Below are 16,338 nucleotides of genomic sequence, written 5' to 3' on the forward strand. Positions count from 1 at the left end.
ATCAAAGGTAGCCTTCCGCGCGAAAGCTAAGCTCTTGAGATTTTCCGATAATCAAATGGTCATGTAATGTGAGCCCAAGCGCATCACACGCCGCATTCACACGGTTTGTCATGTCGATATCGGATTGAGAAGGTGTTGGGTCCCCTGACGGGTGATTGTGCACAAGGATAACTGCGGATGCGTTCAGTTCGAGCGCACGCTTTGCCACTTCGCGAGGATAGACCGGTACATGATCAACTGTGCCCTTGGCCTGTTCTTCATCCCCGATCAGAACGTTCTTCCGATCCAGGTAAAGAACACGAAACTGCTCCGTTTCGCGGTGGGCCATTGTTGTGTGGCAATAGTCCAAAAGTGCATCCCAGCTCGACAGGATTTGGGTTTTCATGATTTTGGATCGCGCCATTCGGTGCGCTGCGGCTTCGACGATCTTGAGCTCGATAATGACTGCGTCTCCAACGCCTTTGATGTCGCGCAGCCGTGCCTCTGATGCTGTAACGACGCGGTTAAAATCGCCAAAACGATCCATGAGTGCACGTGCTAACGGTTTTACATCACGACGCGGAATAGCGCGGAAAAGAACCAGCTCCAAAAGCTCGTATTCGGGCATTGCAGCAGCACCCCCCGCCATGAAACGGGCGCGCAGGCGTTGGCGATGGTCTGCAATATAGGAAGGTTGCTTGCCCCCCACAGGCTCCGCTATGTGAGCTTCATCCATAAGAAAGGGAAGGGGCTGTTCTTTGAAAGCAGACATGCAAACAGGATTGCTTGCTGGTGGTTAGAAAAGTGTTAACAGCCAAGAATTTCTTATACAGCCAAGGCTGTCCGTTCCAGAATCTCTCTTAATGTGGAAAACGTCTAACAGGCGCGCATCTTGATGTGCGCGCCTGTTAATTGCGGCGCTAGCCCTTCATCGAATCCCAGAAGGATTTGACCGAAGAGAAGAAGCTGCTGCTTTCGGGGTTGTTCTCTTCCGAGAGCTCGTCGAATTCGCGCAGGATTTCTTTCTGGCGACTTGTGAGGTTCACAGGCGTTTCAACAGCCAGCTCAATAATCATGTCACCGGTTGCGCCGCCACGCAGGTGGGGCATACCCTTGCTGCGAAGACGCATTTGGCGGCCTGATTGGCTGCCTGCGGGAACTTGAACGCGGCCGCGGCCACCATCAATTGTGGGAACCTCGATGCTGCCACCCAAGGCTGCACTGCTCATGCTTACAGGGACGCGACAGAACAGATTTGGCCCGTCGCGTTCGAACAATTCATGCTCTAGCACCTCAATGAAGATATAGAGATCACCGGAGGGACCACCACGCATTCCGGCCTCACCTTCGCCGGCAAGTCGGATACGCGTACCCGTCTCAACGCCCGCAGGAATGTTGACGGACAAAGAACGGTCTTTTTCAACACGTCCCGCACCATGGCAGGTTTTGCACGGATTCTTAATGATCTGGCCAAGGCCAGAACATGTAGGGCACGTCCGCTCAACGGTGAAAAAACCTTGTTGAGCGCGAACTTTGCCCATGCCTGAGCAGGTGGGGCAGGTTGTGGGTTCTGCACCGCCTTCTGCGCCGGAGCCGCTGCAGGAACCGCAGCTTATGGATGTAGGAACATTGATGGATTTCTGCAGTCCAGAAAATGCATCCTCAAGGGAAACACGTAGATTGAAACGGAGATCCGATCCGCGTGCAGCGCGGCGTCCGCCGCCCTGCTGGCCACGGCCACCCATAAAATCGCCAAACAGGTCGTCAAACACATCCGAAAATGCAGAAGAGAAATCACCTTGTCCGCCGCCAAAGCCGCCACCGGGACGGCCACCGCCGCCCATGCCGCCTTCAAATGCAGCGTGCCCGTATCGGTCATAGGCCGCCTTCTTGTCGGCGTCCTTTAGAACCTCATAAGCTTCGTTCGCTTCTTTGAACTGGCCTTCGGCCTCTGGTTTGTCTTTGTTGCGGTCCGGGTGGAGTTCTTTCGCCTTTGTGCGATAGCCCTTCTTAATCTCGTCAGCAGATGCACCTTTTGAGATGCCGAGGACCTCATAGTAGTCACGTTTTGCCATCAGTAGTATCCTTTACTGGAACGCGAAGGGCCGGCCCGTCTGATCGGACCGGCCCTGTCATTAGTTCCGAACTGCGGATTTACGCGCGTTTGTCGTTATCGAGGTCTTCGAAATCGGCATCGACGATATCATCGTCATCCGACTTGCCGCCAGCCGCTTCATCAGCTGCTTGCGCCATGTCTTCGCCCTCTTCCTGAGCGTTCTTGTAGATCGCTTCGCCCAGTTTCATCGCGGCCTCGGTTACGTTCTGGATGCCGGATTTGATTTTCTCGGCGTTCTCTGTTTCCAGCTCGTCCTTGAGTGCTGCGATGGCAAGCTCAATCGCTTCAACCGTCGTTGGGTCAACCTTGTCGGAATGCTCTTCCACAGACTTTTCGGTCGAGTGGATGAGGCTTTCCGCCTGGTTTTTCGCCTCGATCAATGCGCGGCGCTCTTTGTCCGATTCCGCATTCTCTTCGGCGTCTTTGACCATCTTTTCGATATCCGCATCAGACAGACCGCCGGAGGCCTGAATGGTGATCTTCTGCTCTTTACCGGTGCCTTTATCCAAAGCGCCGACCGAAACGATACCGTTGGCATCGATGTCGAAGGTCACTTCGATCTGAGGCATGCCGCGTGGGGCAGGCGGGATGTTTTCAAGGTTGAAGGCACCGAGGATCTTGTTGTCGGCAGCCATTTCACGTTCCCCCTGGAAACAACGGATGGTCACAGCGTTCTGGTTGTCTTCCGCAGTCGAGAAGATTTGGCTCTTCTTTGTCGGGATGGTTGTGTTGCGATCGATCAGGCGTGTGAACACACCACCGAGCGTTTCGATACCAAGCGACAGAGGTGTCACGTCCAGCAGAACGACGTCTTTGACGTCACCCTGAAGAACACCGGCCTGAATGGCGGCGCCAAGGGCAACAACTTCGTCAGGGTTCACACCTTTGTGTGGCTCCTTGCCGAAGAACTTTGTCACTTCTTCGATCACGCGCGGCATGCGGGTCATACCACCCACAAGAACAACCTCGTCGATGTCAGCAGCCGTCAGACCCGCATCCTTAAGCGCAGCGGCACAAGGCTTCATGGACGCTTTGATCAGGTCACCAACCAGAGATTCCAGTTTGGCACGGGTCAGTTTCATAACCATGTGCAGCGGCTGGCCGGTTGAGCCCATTGAGATAAACGGCTGGTTGATCTCTGTCTGGGAAGACGAAGACAGTTCGATTTTGGCTTTCTCGGCAGCTTCTTTCAGACGCTGCAGAGCCATCTTGTCTTTGGTCAGGTCAACCTGGTGCTCTTTTTTGAACTCGTCAGCAAGGTAGTTGACGATGCGCATGTCAAAGTCTTCACCGCCAAGGAATGTATCACCGTTGGTGGATTTCACCTCGAAGAGGCCGTCGTCGATTTCGAGGATGGTCACGTCGAACGTACCGCCACCAAGGTCATAGACCGCGATGGTTTGTGTATTCTCTTTGTCCAGACCGTAGGCAAGCGCGGCAGCTGTCGGTTCGTTGATGATACGCAGCACTTCAAGACCGGCGATTTTGCCGGCGTCTTTGGTTGCCTGACGCTGGGCGTCGTTAAAGTATGCAGGCACCGTGATCACGGCTTGTGTGACTTCTTCGCCAAGGTACGACTCAGCGGTTTCTTTCATCTTACCGAGAATGAAGGCAGAGATTTGCGAAGGCGAATATTTTTCGCCGCGCGCTTCTACCCATGCGTCACCGTTGCCGCCGTCGATCACGTTGAACGGCAGGTTCTTCTTGTCTTTTGCAAGATCCGCATCGTCATTGCGACGACCGATCAGACGCTTCACACCGAAGATTGTGTTGTCTGGGTTTGTGACGGCCTGGCGTTTTGCCGGCTGGCCAACTAGGCGCTCGTCATCTGTGAAGGCCACGATGGAGGGCGTTGTGCGCGCGCCTTCGGCGTTCTCGATAACGCGAGGCTGGCTGCCGTCCATGATGGCGATGCAGGAGTTTGTAGTTCCAAGGTCAATACCAATTACTTTGGCCATGTTTTCGATCCCTCTTTTAGCTCAAGGCGATTACACGAAGCACAGGCCCGTTACGGCACCTTGGCTCCGATCTGGTTGACGCTGGAAACAGGTCGTTCCCAGCAGTTCGGTGGGTATATAGTGAGGGGGTAGGGGTGCTGCAACCATGGCGGACACCAAGAAGTGATGATTCAGGAATAAATCCTGAAATTTGGTCATAAATTGAGGGTGGCACGGTGAAATTGTCGGTTAAAGGCTTTGAAATCCACTCGGGTTTTCTGGATGTCGGGCGGCAGCGTGCAGTTTTGAATGCTGTGCGTGCTGTCGTGGCGCAGGCACCGTTTTTTCGACCTGATACGCCAAATGGTAAGGCGATGTCGGTGCGGATGACTGCGGCGGGGACCTATGGTTGGTACTCGGACAAAAAGGGCTATCGCTATATCCCGAAGCACCCGAAGGGAACGCCGTGGCCTGCGATCCCTGTTGAAGTTCTGGATATCTGGCAGCAGGTGACTGGGCTAGATCGGCAACCGGAGTGTTGCTTGATCAACTACTACGATGCGCAGGCCAAGATGGGACTGCATCAAGATAGTGATGAGACAAATATGGGCTGGCCGGTGGTTTCCATTTCATTAGGGGATGAGGGGCTGTTTCGCATGGGCAACGTCACGCGCGGCGGCAAAACTGAAAGTATCTGGCTGCGATCAGGTGATGTGGTGGTGATGGGCGGTGCTGCACGTTTGGCATATCACGGTGTTGATCGGATCAGGTCGGGTTCCTCCAAACTCCTGCCCAAGGGTGGGCGCCTGAATTTGACGTTGAGAGTGGTGGAGTGACTGGTGCGGTATAGCTGTTTCGCGGAATAGTCGCTTCGACCCCATTTCAGGTTGTTGAAAGGTATATTTTAGGGAGGCATTTACCTCGAGCTAGGAGGCTATATGCCGATAAAAATCAGATCGCTGGTACGTGAAGATGCCGAAGCCGCCGCAGAGATTTTCTTTGATGCTGTGCACTATGGAACCAGCGATGTTTACTCGTCAGAGCAACGAACGGCGTGGGCTGGACGTGCCCCCAACCCTAAAGGCTGGCGGCACAAATTTGAGAATATTTCAGGGTTTGCGGCAGAGAAAGACGGTTTAATGGTCGGATTTATGACTTTGGACGCATCGGGTTATATTGATCTTGCCTTTGTGAAAACTGAGCTGTCTGGGCAAGGAATTGGTCAGTTGCTGTATAACCAAATAGAAATAAGAGCTTTGGCAGAGCGCATTTCAAAGCTGAGTACTGAGGCAAGCGAAAAAGCCAAACCCTTCTTTGTGAGATTGGGGTGGGTAATTGACCATAAGCAAGCGGTTATCAAGAATGAATCAGCGCTGACAAATTACAGAATGTCAAAATTGTTGAAGGCGAAACCGTAGGTAGCCTTTCTTCAACTGGCAGACTTTCCTAGCGCCGCGCGCTCCATGAAAGTGACGCATGGCGGCGTGTATAGAATTCCCCCATCAGACCAACCATCAACAGGATCAAACCCACCCAGAAGGCATACATCGGATCGCTGTATCGCGGATTGTAGTTGATAAACGCATATCCGCGAGCCTGATCAATTGTATGAAACAACGGGTTCCAGTCGAACATCGCCAACATAAAGCTGGGCAGAGTGTTGGCGACAAACATCTTGCCAGAGGCGATCATGTTGGCGCGTTGGTAAATCGTCGAAAAAACGCCGACAGCTGTTGGGAACCACGGCTTGATCGCAAGCAGTACAAGGCCAAGCGCGACACCGGTGAACCACGCCAATAGCAGCATGGCAAAGGCTGCCATGGGTTGTTCTATTTCAAGCGGGGTGAACGCCACGTGATAGACAAACAGGATCACGCCAAGCGACAGAACCTGAATATAAAGTGCGCCAAGGGCGGCAGAGGCGATGGAGATAATGGTGTTCATTGGCGCATGTTGCATCATCGGGCTTGCCGGCCCTTCGGAGCCGACGACAGCGCCAAGCGCCTTTGAATGCGTCATGTAAAGGAAAATGCCTGACATGATGTAGATCAGGAAATCCCCACGCAGGGCTGCGCCGCGCAGGCCCAGAATGGAAAACATGACGTAAAAGGCACCGACGAAGATTACAGCCTGCAACAGGTTCGTGGCGATGGCCATGAAGGCGTTGTTATGACCCTTCCGCACTGACCGTACAATGGAGTGATAGATCAACTCCAGCATTGTCAGGACGACATGCGGCGTGGATCTACGGGTGCGGACGGGTTGGAACATTTGTTTACTGCCTAGCGGATATGACCACGGTCGCACGGAATTCTTGCCGTTCCGTTGCAAGCGCATCATAAGGTATCGAAAGTTTTTATCAACGAAGGATGGCGAGAGTTGGGCATGGATTACGAAAAATTGACGCGTGTGATGCGGACACTTTCGCTGGAAGCGGGCGACAAAATCATGGAGATTTACGGTCAGGATGACTTTGATGTTAAGTCAAAATCAGATGATAGCCCGGTAACTGCAGCAGATGAAGCGGCTGACAAGATCATCTCGGACGGGCTGCGCAAGGCATTCCCCGATGTTATGTTGGTTACCGAAGAACAGTCTGCCACCCACAGCACTACCGGTGATACGTTCCTGATTGTCGATCCGCTGGATGGGACCAAAGAGTTCATTCATCGCCGTGGTGATTTTACGGTAAACATCGCGCTTGTAGAGGCAGGTGTGCCAACACGTGGCGTTGTTTATGCGCCTGCGAAAAACCGGATGTTCTTTACCGATGCCTCTGGTCAGTCTGTCGAGGAAACCGGTGCCTTCGACAAAGAAAATGTTGGTTCAACAGCCGCCATATCAGTCTCTAAGCCAGACAATTCGGCATTGATGGTGGTCGCAAGCAAGTCGCACCGCGACCAGGCAACGGACGACTACATCGGAAAATACGACGTCAAGGATATGAAGAGCGCGGGCTCATCGCTCAAGTTCTGCTTGGTGGCCACTGGTGAGGCGGATTTGTACCCACGTGTGGGCCGCACGATGGAGTGGGATACGGCCGCTGGTCATGCCGTCCTGAAGGGTGCCGGTGGTGATGTGATCCGTTTTGATGACCACAGCCCGTTGACCTACGGCAAGGCTGATTACGCAAATCCGTTCTTCATTGCATATGCTCCGGGTGTTGACCTGAAAAAAGCATGATCAGACCAACGCGATGAAAGTAGGCAGGCGATGAATGACCGGACAGTAAGTGTCATCGTCGTCAGTCGCGCGCGACCGGAAGCGTTGCGTCGCTGTTTGCTGGCTATTGCTCAACTGCAATATCGCAGCTTTGAAGTGGTTGTTGTCGCCTGTCCACAAGGTGTGGCCGTGGCAAATGCATCGGCTGCGCTGTCTGAGATAAAATGCATCGCCTTCGATGAAGCCAACATATCTGCTGCGCGCAATTTGGGGCTGAAGCATGCTGCAGGCGACATCGTTGCTTTTGTGGATGACGATGCAGTACCTGAACCGCAATGGCTGCACCATCTGGTTGCGCCGGCTGCGCGCGCAGACGTCGCTGCGATGGGCGGGTTTGTGCGGGCGCGAAATGGCATCAGCTTTCAGTATAAGGCACGCACGCTTGACGCTCAGGGAACACCGCAAGAGGTGGAAATTGATCCGTTTCAAGCCACGGTTCTGGTTCCTCCAAAAGGGCGCGCCATCAAAACAGAAGGCACTAACATGGCGTTCCGGCGGGATGTCTTGGTTGATATTGGCGGGTTTGATCCCGCATTCCGCTTTTTTCTGGATGAGACTGACGTGAACATGCGCTTGGCGCAGGCCGGTCATGCAACGGCATTGGTACCGTTGGCAGAGGTTCATCACGGGTTTGCCGCCAGTGCCACGCGGCGTCAGGACCGCGTCCCGCGTGACCTGTTTGAAATCGGCGCAAGCTGGGCAGTGTTCCAGCGAAAATATATCCCCAAGGCCGACCGCCCGGCGCATTGGCGCCTGCAACATACCGCTGAAAGACGGCGGCTGTTGCAGCACATGGTAGCCGGAAGGCTTGAGCCGCGCGATGTGCGCCGCCTCATGAATCGTCTGGATGCGGGGTATGAAGACGGGCAGCATCGAAGCTTTGGCGCGGCCCAGTTACCACGGCACGCAATGCAGCCATTCCGCCCCGTGGAGTTTCGTCGTCGCGAGGCGAAATTTACCTCTGTGAGGGGCATACGTGCAACCGCAGCGATCGAGGCCGCGGTTGCGCGGGTCGCTGCCGGCTCAATCGAAACGGTTCTGGTGCTGTCACGTACGGCGTTGTTTCATAGCGTTCAATTCACGCTGGACGGTGTGTGGGTGCAGCGCGGCGGCTTGTTCGGTCGGGCAAATCGAGATGAGCCGCTGTTCCGCTTCACAACATTTCGCCGTCGAAGCCAGCGGGAACGTGCGCGAATTGCTGCCGTGCGTGGGTTGGAGCAACGCTAATTCCCCTGCAGCTGGTAACCCTTTCTGTGTAGTTATAGGCAACCTGTCATGTTAACGTCTTGTTTGGACGTTAATTGGCAACAAATGTTAGAAACTTCGGTTTTTTCGCGCATCCTAAGCTGCGCAAAGCTGGGGTAATTCGTACTACCTAGTAATGTGAATAAATAAATGAGGCAGTTGAAGATTCATGGGTAACAAAGTCACCACAGCAATTTTTCCCGTCGCGGGTATGGGCACACGCTTTCTTCCGGCGACCAAGTCCGTGCCGAAAGAAATCATGACACTGGTTGACCGGCCGCTAATTCAGTACGCGATTGACGAAGCCCGTGCAGCTGGCATTACCGAATTTATCTTTGTTACCTCGCGCGGCAAAGGTGCGCTGGAGGATTACTTTGACTTGGCTCCGAACCTCGAAGAGGAACTGCGGAAGAAAGGCAAAGACGACCTTTTGGAAGTTCTACAACAGACAAATATGGACAGCGGTGCGATTGCTTATATCCGGCAGCATAAGGCGCTGGGTCTTGGTCACGCTGTCTGGTGTGCGCGTCGTTTGATCGGAGATCAGCCATTTGCGGTCATTCTTCCGGATGACGTTATTGCGGCGGACAAGCCCTGTCTGCAGCAGATGGTTGAAGCATATGAAGAGACCGGCGGCAATATGGTCGCTGCCATGGAGGTCCATCCTGACAAGACATCATCCTACGGTATTCTGGATGTTGTCAGTGATCAGGGTAAACTGCTTGATGTCAAAGGCATGGTCGAAAAGCCCAAAGCCGAGGATTCGCCCTCCAATCTGGCTGTGATCGGACGTTACATTCTTGCTCCGACCGTTCTGAAGAACCTCGACGAGATGAAGAAAGGCGCCGGTGGAGAGATCCAGTTGACGGATGCTATTGCCGCTGATCTAGAGCATGGTCGCAAGGTGCATGGCTACCGTTTCGCTGGTCAGCGGTTTGATTGTGGCTCTAAATCAGGGTTTTTGCAGGCGACTGTCTCTTACGGTCTTGCGCGTCCTGAATTGCGCGACGACCTTGCCGGTTACCTCAAAAGCATTGTGCCCGGCTTGGATTGATCTGCAACGGGCATGCTTGGAAAATGAAAAGCAAGCACACAATGTGCGTCGCCCAAAGCACGGACTGACCCGCGAAAGTGGCCTAAAACTGGACAGGACACCGCATAACCCGACCCCACCGGCGCGATTGCTGGATGTAACCCGTTTGCTGCGGCGCGCGGGGCGTGTCTGGACAGGTGTGGATCGGGTTGAGCTTGCGTATCTCGCCGAGCTATCGGCGGGGCCGCTTCCGGTTTGGGGGTTGGCCCGAACACCTTTCGGGTATGTCCTGCTTGATCAAGATGGTCTTGCCGGTTTTCATCAGCGCCTCATTGGTAGCGCTGAATTTTCTTCGCCAGATATGTTGTCTCGTTTGCATCGGGGGATGGGGGACACAGCGCGACGCGCGCTGACCGATATCCGGAAGTTGGCCGTTGCGCGATGTATTCCGCGTGGCTTGCCGCAGATGCTGACCCGTCATCTTCCTGTCGGTACCGCCTACCTTAACACTGGGCACAGCAACTTGTCAGAGCGTGTTTTTAAGGCGGTGCGCGCCGTACCGCAGGCGCGGATTTCTGTCTTTGTGCATGATGTTATCCCGATCGAGTTTCCACAATTTCAGCGTGAAGGAACGGTTGGGGTCTTTGAGCAAAAAATGCGTCGAGTGCAGCAGCACGCCGACCTGATTATCTATAATTCAGCTGATACGCAGATGCGGACAGAACGCGTAATGTCGGATTGGGGGCCTGCGCCGCAGGGCATCGTTGCCCATCTGGGGATAGTGCCGCAGTCACCGGACCGTTCGGCGCTGCCAGAAGGGCTTCCACCCGAAACGCCCTATTTCATAACCGTAGGCACCATAGAACCGCGTAAAAATCATGCGCTTTTGCTTGATGTCTGGGAACGTTTGGGGCCGGATGCGCCAATGCTGCTGATTTGTGGTAGTCGGGGCTGGAATAACGAAGCGGTTTTTAAAAGACTTGATGCGCTGGGCGCAGATGCGCGGGTGCTTGAGGTTTCCGGCCTCTCGGACGGGGCACTGAGTGCGTTGATTGAGGGCGCGCATGCGCTACTGTTTCCAAGCCGCGCAGAGGGCTTCGGGCTGCCTGCTGTCGAGGCACTTGTACTTGGTACACCTGTTTTATGCAGTAATATGGCGACATTCAGGGAAATCCTTGCAGATAAGGCTAATTATGTAGATGATTCAGCCACTAAATTGTGGGAAGAATGCATAGTGGACTGGTCCAAGAAGGCTCGGATCACGCTAAGGGTCCGCGATTTTGAAGCACCTACGTGGGTAGCGCATTTCAAGATTGCATTAAGTTTTACCTGATAAGCGTGCAGGAATACTGATGGACCAAGAATAAAGGGCAGTGCTTGGGTGCGATCCGATCATATCGCCTGAGGCTCCAGCGGCAACGTTGGCGCATCAGGGCATTTCGCAAACGGCGTGAGCTAAAAAGCGTTGTGGACCGGACCGATCAGATTCGGCCCGACGATATCCTGTTGTTCTGCACCCAGCGAAACGAAAAGATACGCTTGTCCTATTTTCTGGACTATTACCGCAAGCAGGGCGTGAACCACTTCTTCTTCGTAGACAATGATAGTGACGATGGTGCGTTGGATTATCTGCGCAACCAGCCCGATGTTTCAGTCTGGCATACGCGAGCCAGTTATCGCAGGTCACGCTTTGGCGCAGACTGGCTGAACTGGCTGCAACGCAAGTACGCTCACGGCCACTGGGTGCTGACTGTCGATCCAGATGAATTTCTGGTGTATCCGTTTTGTGATACTCGGCCTTTGCGGGCTCTGACAGACTGGCTGGACGCTTCATCGATCAAGTCTTTCTCAGCGATGTTGCTGGACATGTACCCAAAAGGGCGCTTGGACGAACAGCCTTACCGGTCTGGTCAAGACCCGATCGAGATTGCGTCGTGGTTTGACAGCGGCAACTACTCGATGGCGCGTAATGCGGCCTTTACCAATCTGTGGATACAGGGCGGGCCGCGCGCGCGGGTTTTCTTTGCCGAAGAGCCTGAAAAAGCACCTGCGCTGAATAAGGTGCCGTTGGTCAAATGGGACGAGAAATATGTCTATGTCAGTTCGACCCATATGCTGCTGCCGCGGGGACTTAATCAGGTCTATGATGAATGGGGCGGCGAAAAAGCAAGCGGTGTTCTGCTGCATGCGAAGTTCATTGATACTTTTGGCGCGAAAGCGGCTGAAGAGCTTGAGCGCGGCGAACATTACGCAGGTTCGGTCGAATACAGAGCCTATGCCGAGCGTGTGAAGGAAAATCCGCAACTCTGGTGTAAGTGGAGTGAGAAATACATCAACTGGCGCCAGCTGGAAATTCTGGGCCTGATGTCAAAGGGGAACTGGGCATGAGCGCGTCGATGGGCGTCGCCATGTTGGTGCATACCGCACTTGGCCGTGCAGAGCAGGTCGCCCGTCATTGGGCGGCGGCGAACGTTCCTGTTGTGATCCACGTGGATCGGAATGTGCCCAAGAAAACCTATGATAATTTTGCGGCGGCTTTGGCCGATGTACCGAATGTTCTATTCAGTAAGCGATACCGTTGTGAATGGGGGACTTGGGGCATTGTGGCGGCATCCCAAGCGGCATCAGAATTGCTGTTGGCAAGCTTTCCGGATGTGCGTCATGTCTATCTGGCTTCGGGGTCGTGTCTGCCGCTGCGCCCTGTCCATGAGCTGATTGATTATTTGGCTGACCGTCCGCGCACCGATTTCATTGAGAGCGCGACCACAGCTGATGTGCCTTGGACCGTTGGCGGGTTGGATGAGGAGCGTTTTACAATGCGCTTCCCGTTTTCATGGAAACAGCACCGGTATTTGTTCGACAAAACCGTGAGCATCCAGCGCAAATTGAACCTTAAGCGGCGTATCCCGCCTGGTGTTGTCCCGCATATGGGGTCTCAGTGGTGGTGCCTGACGCGGCAAACCTTGTCTGCCATTCTGCAAGACCCCGAGCGCGGTAACTACGATGCGTACTTCCGTCATGTCTGGATTCCGGATGAAAGCTATTTCCAGACACTGTCGCGGCTATATTCGACAAACATCGAGAGCCGATCGCTCACGTTGTCCAAGTTCGACTTTCAGGGTAAGCCGCATATTTTCTACGATGACCACCTGCAATTGCTGCGGCGGTCCGACTGCTTCGTTGCTCGAAAAATCTGGCCATATGCGGACCGCCTGTACGAAGCGTTCCTGACGGACGCCGCCGGAGCGATGAAAAAGACGGAGCCTAATCCGGGCAAAATCGACCGCATCTTTGCCAAAGCGGTTGAGCGGCGAACGCGTGGCCGTTCGGGGCTTTATATGCAAAGCCGGTTTCCCAACGAAGATTGGGAGAACGGAGTAACCGCAGCCGAATACTCGATGTTTCAGGGGTTTTCCGAACTATTCGAGAATTTTGAGCCTTGGTTGCACAATGCCACGGGTGCGCGTGTACATGGTCATCTTTTCGCGCCTGACCGGGTGCATTTTGCGGATGGTCAAGGGACGCTTAATGGCGCGCTAAGTGATAATGCCGTGCAACGCGACTACAATGCCAAGGCGTTTTTGACGAACCTTATCTGGAACACACGCGGGGAGCGGCAGTGTTTCCAATTCGGGCCGCTCGACAATCAGGACATCAACTGGCGTGTGGCTAAAGACCCTAATGCGCAAATTTCCGTGATTACAGGCGCGTGGTCTGTACCGCTGTTCCGGTCGAATATGGATTTTGGAGCAATTCGCCGTGTAGCCGCAGCACTGCAAAAAATCGAGAGCGAGCATATGGATGTTCTGCGCTCGCCTTACACAAAGGCACGCGTTCGTATTTGGAACATGGCTGAGTTCATCGAAGCGCCGATGGAGCCGTTGCAAGGTATCTTGGATGAGATTGGTCAGGCCAGAATCAGGCGGCTGTCCGAGGCGCCAAAGATGGTTGACCTGCATGGCTTCGGGCAATTCCTGCAGAACCTTAAAAATCAGGGCATGCACCCGTATTTGATGGGTGATTTCCCTGTCGAACGTGGGCCTGTTTCAAACACGGAAGCGCCCCGCAAACCTTATCTGGTGAAATAAATGTCTTCACGCTTTGACAGCTTTGTTGTGTTTGCAGAAATGCGCACAGGCTCCAATTTTCTGGAGGCTAATCTGAACGCCTTTGCGGGGATCAAATGCCACGGAGAAGCGTTCAATCCCCATTTTATAGGCTACCCGAATAGCACCAGTATTATGGGTGTGGATCAGTCCACCCGTGACTCGGAACCAGCTGCTTTGCTGCGGGCGATCCGCTACGATCCGGCCGCGATGGGTGGATTTCGCTATTTCCACGATCATGATCCGCGGATTCTGGACGTTGTTCTGGATGATCCGAAGGTGGCAAAGATTATTCTGACCCGAAATCCGGTCGAAAGCTATGTGAGCTTGAAGATCGCGCAGACCACAGGGCAGTGGAAGCTAACAGATATGAAGGCGCACAAAACCGCAAAGGCGGAGTTTGTGGCCGAGGAATTCGAGGCGCATCTGAATGCTTTGCAGGCTTTCCAGCTTTTGTTGATGAATCGTTTGCAAACCAGCGGCCAGACCGCGTTTTACGTTGCTTACGAAGACCTTCAAAGCGTTGAGGTAATGAACGGTATCGCGACCTATCTTGGCGTGCCGGAGATGCTGGAAGAGCTTGACGATAGCCTTAAGAAGCAAAATCCGAGCCCGCTACATGAAAAAGTTACTAACTACGCGCAAATGGAACAGGCGCTTGCGCGACTTGATCGCTTTGACCTGAGCCGGACGCCGAACTTTGAGCCGCGGCGCGGCCCGAATGTGCCTGGCTATGTGACGGGCGTGAAGGCGCCCTTGCTGTTTATGCCGATCGCTGGAGGTCCACAGCAAGAGGTGCGCCGATGGCTTGCAGCGCTTGACGGAGAAAAGCAGAATGCGCTGGGCAGTAAGATGACCCAGAAAGATCTAAGGCAGTGGAAACGCAAGAATGAGGGGCATCGCAGCTTTACGGTGCTACGCCATCCGATCTTGCGGGCGCATGAGGTCTTTTGCCACCGTATCATGAATTCGGACAAAGGTAGCTACCTGCAACTGCGTCGGACCTTGGTTCGCCGGTACAAACTGCCACTGCCTGAAGAGGGGCAAGAGGGAAGCATTGGCGTTAACGCCCACCGCACGGCGTTTGTCGCGTTTCTGAACTTCCTAAAGGGCAATCTTGCGGGGCAGACCGCCGTTCGTGTTGATCCCGCCTGGTGCACTCAGGCCGAGGCGATCAAGGGTTTTGGTGACTTCACGCTGCCGGATGTCATTCTGCGCGAAGATACGTTGCCGCGCGACCTGACAGCGCTGGCGTCTGCGGTTGGATATGATGAGAAACAGCGAATCGAACCAGCAGGTTTTCATGGAAAATACGCGTTGGAAGACATCTATGATGATGAAATCGAAGCGCTCGGCGCGGATGTATACCAGCGCGATTACATGATGTTTGGGTTTGGGCGCTGGCGCTAAAGCTTAGGCGGCTTTAACGCCTTCTGCTTCCGTAAGGATGGTATAGAGGGTGTTCGCCGATGGGTTTGCCCGTAGCTTGGCGCAAATGCCGGTGTCACGCAGTGTGCGCGATACAAGAGCAAGTGCTTTTAGGTGTTCCACACCTGCGTTTTCGGGCGCAAACAAAGCAAATGCAATATCGACAGGCTGGCGATCAACTGACCCAAAATCCACAGGTTTTTCAAGAAGCACGAAAAGACCGGTTACATTTGTGATTCCATCAATCCGCGCATGAGGAAGAGCCACACCGTGGCCAACACCTGTCGGGCCAAGCGCTTCACGCGCAAGAAGTGCCTCGACAACGGTTTGTGCGTTCAGGCCATGTACCGATTCCGCAAGTTCAGCCAAATCCGTGAGAAGGCGCTTCTTGCTGGTGGTCGATGACAGTACTTTAACCGCCTCTGGCGACAGAAGTTTTGCAAAGTTCATTTGTCTGCTTTTCCCTGTGAGCGCGCGCCTAAGCGCGCGCCATAGCTCAGTCTCTATGCAGGGTCAATCCAACCGATGTTGCCGTCTTCGCGGCGGTATACCACGTTGACCCCGTCTTTGTCTTGTTTCTTGAACACCAGAACCGGTGCGCCAGAAAGCTCCATCTGCATGACCGCTTCCCCGACAGACAAAGTAGCAATCTTTGTCTCCATCTCGGCGATGATCATAGGTTGTAAGCTGTCGGGCTCGTCCCCTTCTGTGTTCGTCTCTGATGCCAGTATATAGGAGGAAGCGCCCAAAAGCTCAACAGGTTCTGCACGTTGTTGGTGATGATCTTTCAACCGACGCTTGTACCTTCTTAGTTGCTTTTCCATCTTCTCGCTGCAGGCATCGAAAGCGGCATAGATCTCGTTTGCGTGGGCCTTGGCCGAAGCTGTAAGGCCTGTTGAAAGGTGTACCGTTGCCTCACAAACAAACTCGTGGGCCGATTTGGAAAAAACAACGAGGGCATCAGTCGGTCGTTCGGCGTATTTCTGGACGGCCGCGCCCAGGTCATTTTTGACGTGTGTTTGCAGTGCGTCGCCGATATCGATTTGTTTTCCGCTGATCTGGTACCGCATAGTGTCTCCTTTAATGTGTAATCTGATCGCAAAAGGCGCGCCCAAGAAGGGCGGTCCAATGTGTGATCAGATGCGGGGAATGGCGGCAGTCTTTAGAATGTTGAAGGCCGTCCCACCCGAAGGTGGCGCAACCTTTCCAAACATGCAAAGCCAGTTCGCCATAGTTCGATTAGACGACTTGAGACCCTTACGAGTCAATCAT

15 protein-coding genes are annotated in these 16,338 nt (G+C 54.0%); 9 read left to right on the forward strand and 6 right to left on the reverse strand.

All coding sequences use genetic code 11. From position 1 onward, the window contains the following. Position 1 precedes the first annotated feature (1 nt). From radC to dnaK, 3 genes are all read right to left on the reverse strand, one after another. Positions 2-751 (reverse strand): RadC family protein, encoded by a 750-nt coding sequence (radC, locus tag K3757_RS00470; protein WP_409202561.1) that lies wholly within the window; start codon positions 749-751, stop codon positions 2-4. A 148-nt stretch (positions 752-899) separates the two neighbouring features. Next, positions 900-2,054: a molecular chaperone DnaJ gene (gene dnaJ, locus K3757_RS00475; protein WP_259998239.1), complete on the reverse strand. Its 1,155-nt coding sequence runs from the start codon at positions 2,052-2,054 to the stop codon at positions 900-902. A gap of 79 nt (positions 2,055-2,133) precedes the next feature. Then, positions 2,134-4,053 (reverse strand): molecular chaperone DnaK, encoded by a 1,920-nt coding sequence (gene dnaK, locus K3757_RS00480; protein ID WP_259998241.1) that lies wholly within the window; start codon positions 4,051-4,053, stop codon positions 2,134-2,136. A gap of 215 nt (positions 4,054-4,268) precedes the next feature. Here dnaK and K3757_RS00485 point away from each other — a divergent pair, with 215 nt between their 5' ends. Both K3757_RS00485 and K3757_RS00490 read left to right on the forward strand, forming a co-directional pair. Continuing rightward, entirely contained in the window at positions 4,269-4,868 is a 600-nt protein-coding gene (locus K3757_RS00485; protein WP_259998243.1) for an alpha-ketoglutarate-dependent dioxygenase AlkB, read from the forward strand. Between the two features lie 102 nt (positions 4,869-4,970). Further along, positions 4,971-5,450 carry a GNAT family N-acetyltransferase gene (locus K3757_RS00490; protein WP_259998245.1) on the forward strand — a complete coding sequence of 160 codons (480 nt, stop codon included), beginning with the start codon at positions 4,971-4,973 and terminating at the stop codon, positions 5,448-5,450. 28 nt (positions 5,451-5,478) lie between these two features. Here K3757_RS00490 and K3757_RS00495 read toward each other — a convergent pair whose 3' ends face one another. Then, positions 5,479-6,303, reverse strand: a complete 825-nt coding sequence (locus K3757_RS00495; protein WP_259998247.1) for an ABC transporter permease — start codon at positions 6,301-6,303, stop codon at positions 5,479-5,481. 114 nt (positions 6,304-6,417) lie between these two features. Between K3757_RS00495 and cysQ the strand changes: the two genes are divergently transcribed. The 7 genes from cysQ (at position 6,418) to K3757_RS00530 (ending at position 15,048) form a co-directional block, all read left to right on the forward strand. Then, entirely contained in the window at positions 6,418-7,215 is a 798-nt protein-coding gene (gene cysQ / locus K3757_RS00500; RefSeq protein WP_259998249.1) for a 3'(2'),5'-bisphosphate nucleotidase CysQ, read from the forward strand. A 30-nt stretch (positions 7,216-7,245) separates the two neighbouring features. Next, positions 7,246-8,481, forward strand: a complete 1,236-nt coding sequence (locus K3757_RS00505; protein ID WP_259998251.1) for a glycosyltransferase family 2 protein — start codon at positions 7,246-7,248, stop codon at positions 8,479-8,481. A gap of 187 nt (positions 8,482-8,668) precedes the next feature. Next, positions 8,669-9,553: a UTP--glucose-1-phosphate uridylyltransferase GalU gene (gene galU / locus K3757_RS00510; RefSeq protein ID WP_259998253.1), complete on the forward strand. Its 885-nt coding sequence runs from the start codon at positions 8,669-8,671 to the stop codon at positions 9,551-9,553. Between the two features lie 43 nt (positions 9,554-9,596). Continuing rightward, positions 9,597-10,865: a glycosyltransferase family 1 protein gene (locus K3757_RS00515; RefSeq protein ID WP_259998254.1), complete on the forward strand. Its 1,269-nt coding sequence runs from the start codon at positions 9,597-9,599 to the stop codon at positions 10,863-10,865. Positions 10,866-10,909: 44 nt separating this feature from the next. After that, positions 10,910-11,920 carry a glycosyltransferase family 2 protein gene (locus tag K3757_RS00520; RefSeq protein WP_409202562.1) on the forward strand — a complete coding sequence of 337 codons (1,011 nt, stop codon included), beginning with the start codon at positions 10,910-10,912 and terminating at the stop codon, positions 11,918-11,920. Beyond that, entirely contained in the window at positions 11,917-13,620 is a 1,704-nt protein-coding gene (locus tag K3757_RS00525) for a beta-1,6-N-acetylglucosaminyltransferase (RefSeq protein ID WP_259998255.1), read from the forward strand. Before K3757_RS00520 ends, K3757_RS00525 begins: the two co-directional genes overlap by 4 nt. Further along, positions 13,621-15,048 (forward strand): nodulation protein NodH, encoded by a 1,428-nt coding sequence (locus K3757_RS00530; RefSeq protein WP_259998256.1) that lies wholly within the window; start codon positions 13,621-13,623, stop codon positions 15,046-15,048. It abuts the gene before it with no gap. Between the two features lie 3 nt (positions 15,049-15,051). On the opposite strand, the gene K3757_RS00535 is transcribed toward K3757_RS00530, so the two are convergent. Next, positions 15,052-15,516 carry a PTS sugar transporter subunit IIA gene (locus K3757_RS00535; protein WP_259998257.1) on the reverse strand — a complete coding sequence of 155 codons (465 nt, stop codon included), beginning with the start codon at positions 15,514-15,516 and terminating at the stop codon, positions 15,052-15,054. Positions 15,517-15,569: 53 nt separating this feature from the next. Then, positions 15,570-16,136: a ribosome hibernation-promoting factor, HPF/YfiA family gene (gene hpf / locus K3757_RS00540; RefSeq protein WP_259998258.1), complete on the reverse strand. Its 567-nt coding sequence runs from the start codon at positions 16,134-16,136 to the stop codon at positions 15,570-15,572. Positions 16,137-16,338: the final 202 nt, after the last annotated feature.

It is taken from the genome of Sulfitobacter sp. S223 (assembly GCF_025143825.1).
Taxonomy (GTDB): Bacteria; Pseudomonadota; Alphaproteobacteria; order Rhodobacterales; family Rhodobacteraceae; genus Sulfitobacter.

Excerpts from the sequence above, each read along its gene's own strand:
- radC (WP_409202561.1), bottom strand. The coding sequence starts at position 751 with ATGTCTGCTTTCAAAGAACAGCCCCTTCCCTTTCTTATGGATGAAGCT.
- dnaJ (WP_259998239.1), bottom strand. The coding sequence starts at position 2,054 with ATGGCAAAACGTGACTACTATGAGGTCCTCGGCATCTCAAAAGGTGCA.
- dnaK (WP_259998241.1), bottom strand. The coding sequence starts at position 4,053 with ATGGCCAAAGTAATTGGTATTGACCTTGGAACTACAAACTCCTGCATC.
- K3757_RS00490 (WP_259998245.1), top strand. The coding sequence starts at position 4,971 with ATGCCGATAAAAATCAGATCGCTGGTACGTGAAGATGCCGAAGCCGCC.
- K3757_RS00495 (WP_259998247.1), bottom strand. The coding sequence starts at position 6,303 with ATGTTCCAACCCGTCCGCACCCGTAGATCCACGCCGCATGTCGTCCTG.
- cysQ (WP_259998249.1), top strand. The coding sequence starts at position 6,418 with ATGGATTACGAAAAATTGACGCGTGTGATGCGGACACTTTCGCTGGAA.
- K3757_RS00505 (WP_259998251.1), top strand. The coding sequence starts at position 7,246 with ATGAATGACCGGACAGTAAGTGTCATCGTCGTCAGTCGCGCGCGACCG.
- galU (WP_259998253.1), top strand. The coding sequence starts at position 8,669 with ATGGGTAACAAAGTCACCACAGCAATTTTTCCCGTCGCGGGTATGGGC.
- K3757_RS00525 (WP_259998255.1), top strand. The coding sequence starts at position 11,917 with ATGAGCGCGTCGATGGGCGTCGCCATGTTGGTGCATACCGCACTTGGC.
- K3757_RS00530 (WP_259998256.1), top strand. The coding sequence starts at position 13,621 with ATGTCTTCACGCTTTGACAGCTTTGTTGTGTTTGCAGAAATGCGCACA.
- K3757_RS00535 (WP_259998257.1), bottom strand. The coding sequence starts at position 15,516 with ATGAACTTTGCAAAACTTCTGTCGCCAGAGGCGGTTAAAGTACTGTCA.
- hpf (WP_259998258.1), bottom strand. The coding sequence starts at position 16,136 with ATGCGGTACCAGATCAGCGGAAAACAAATCGATATCGGCGACGCACTG.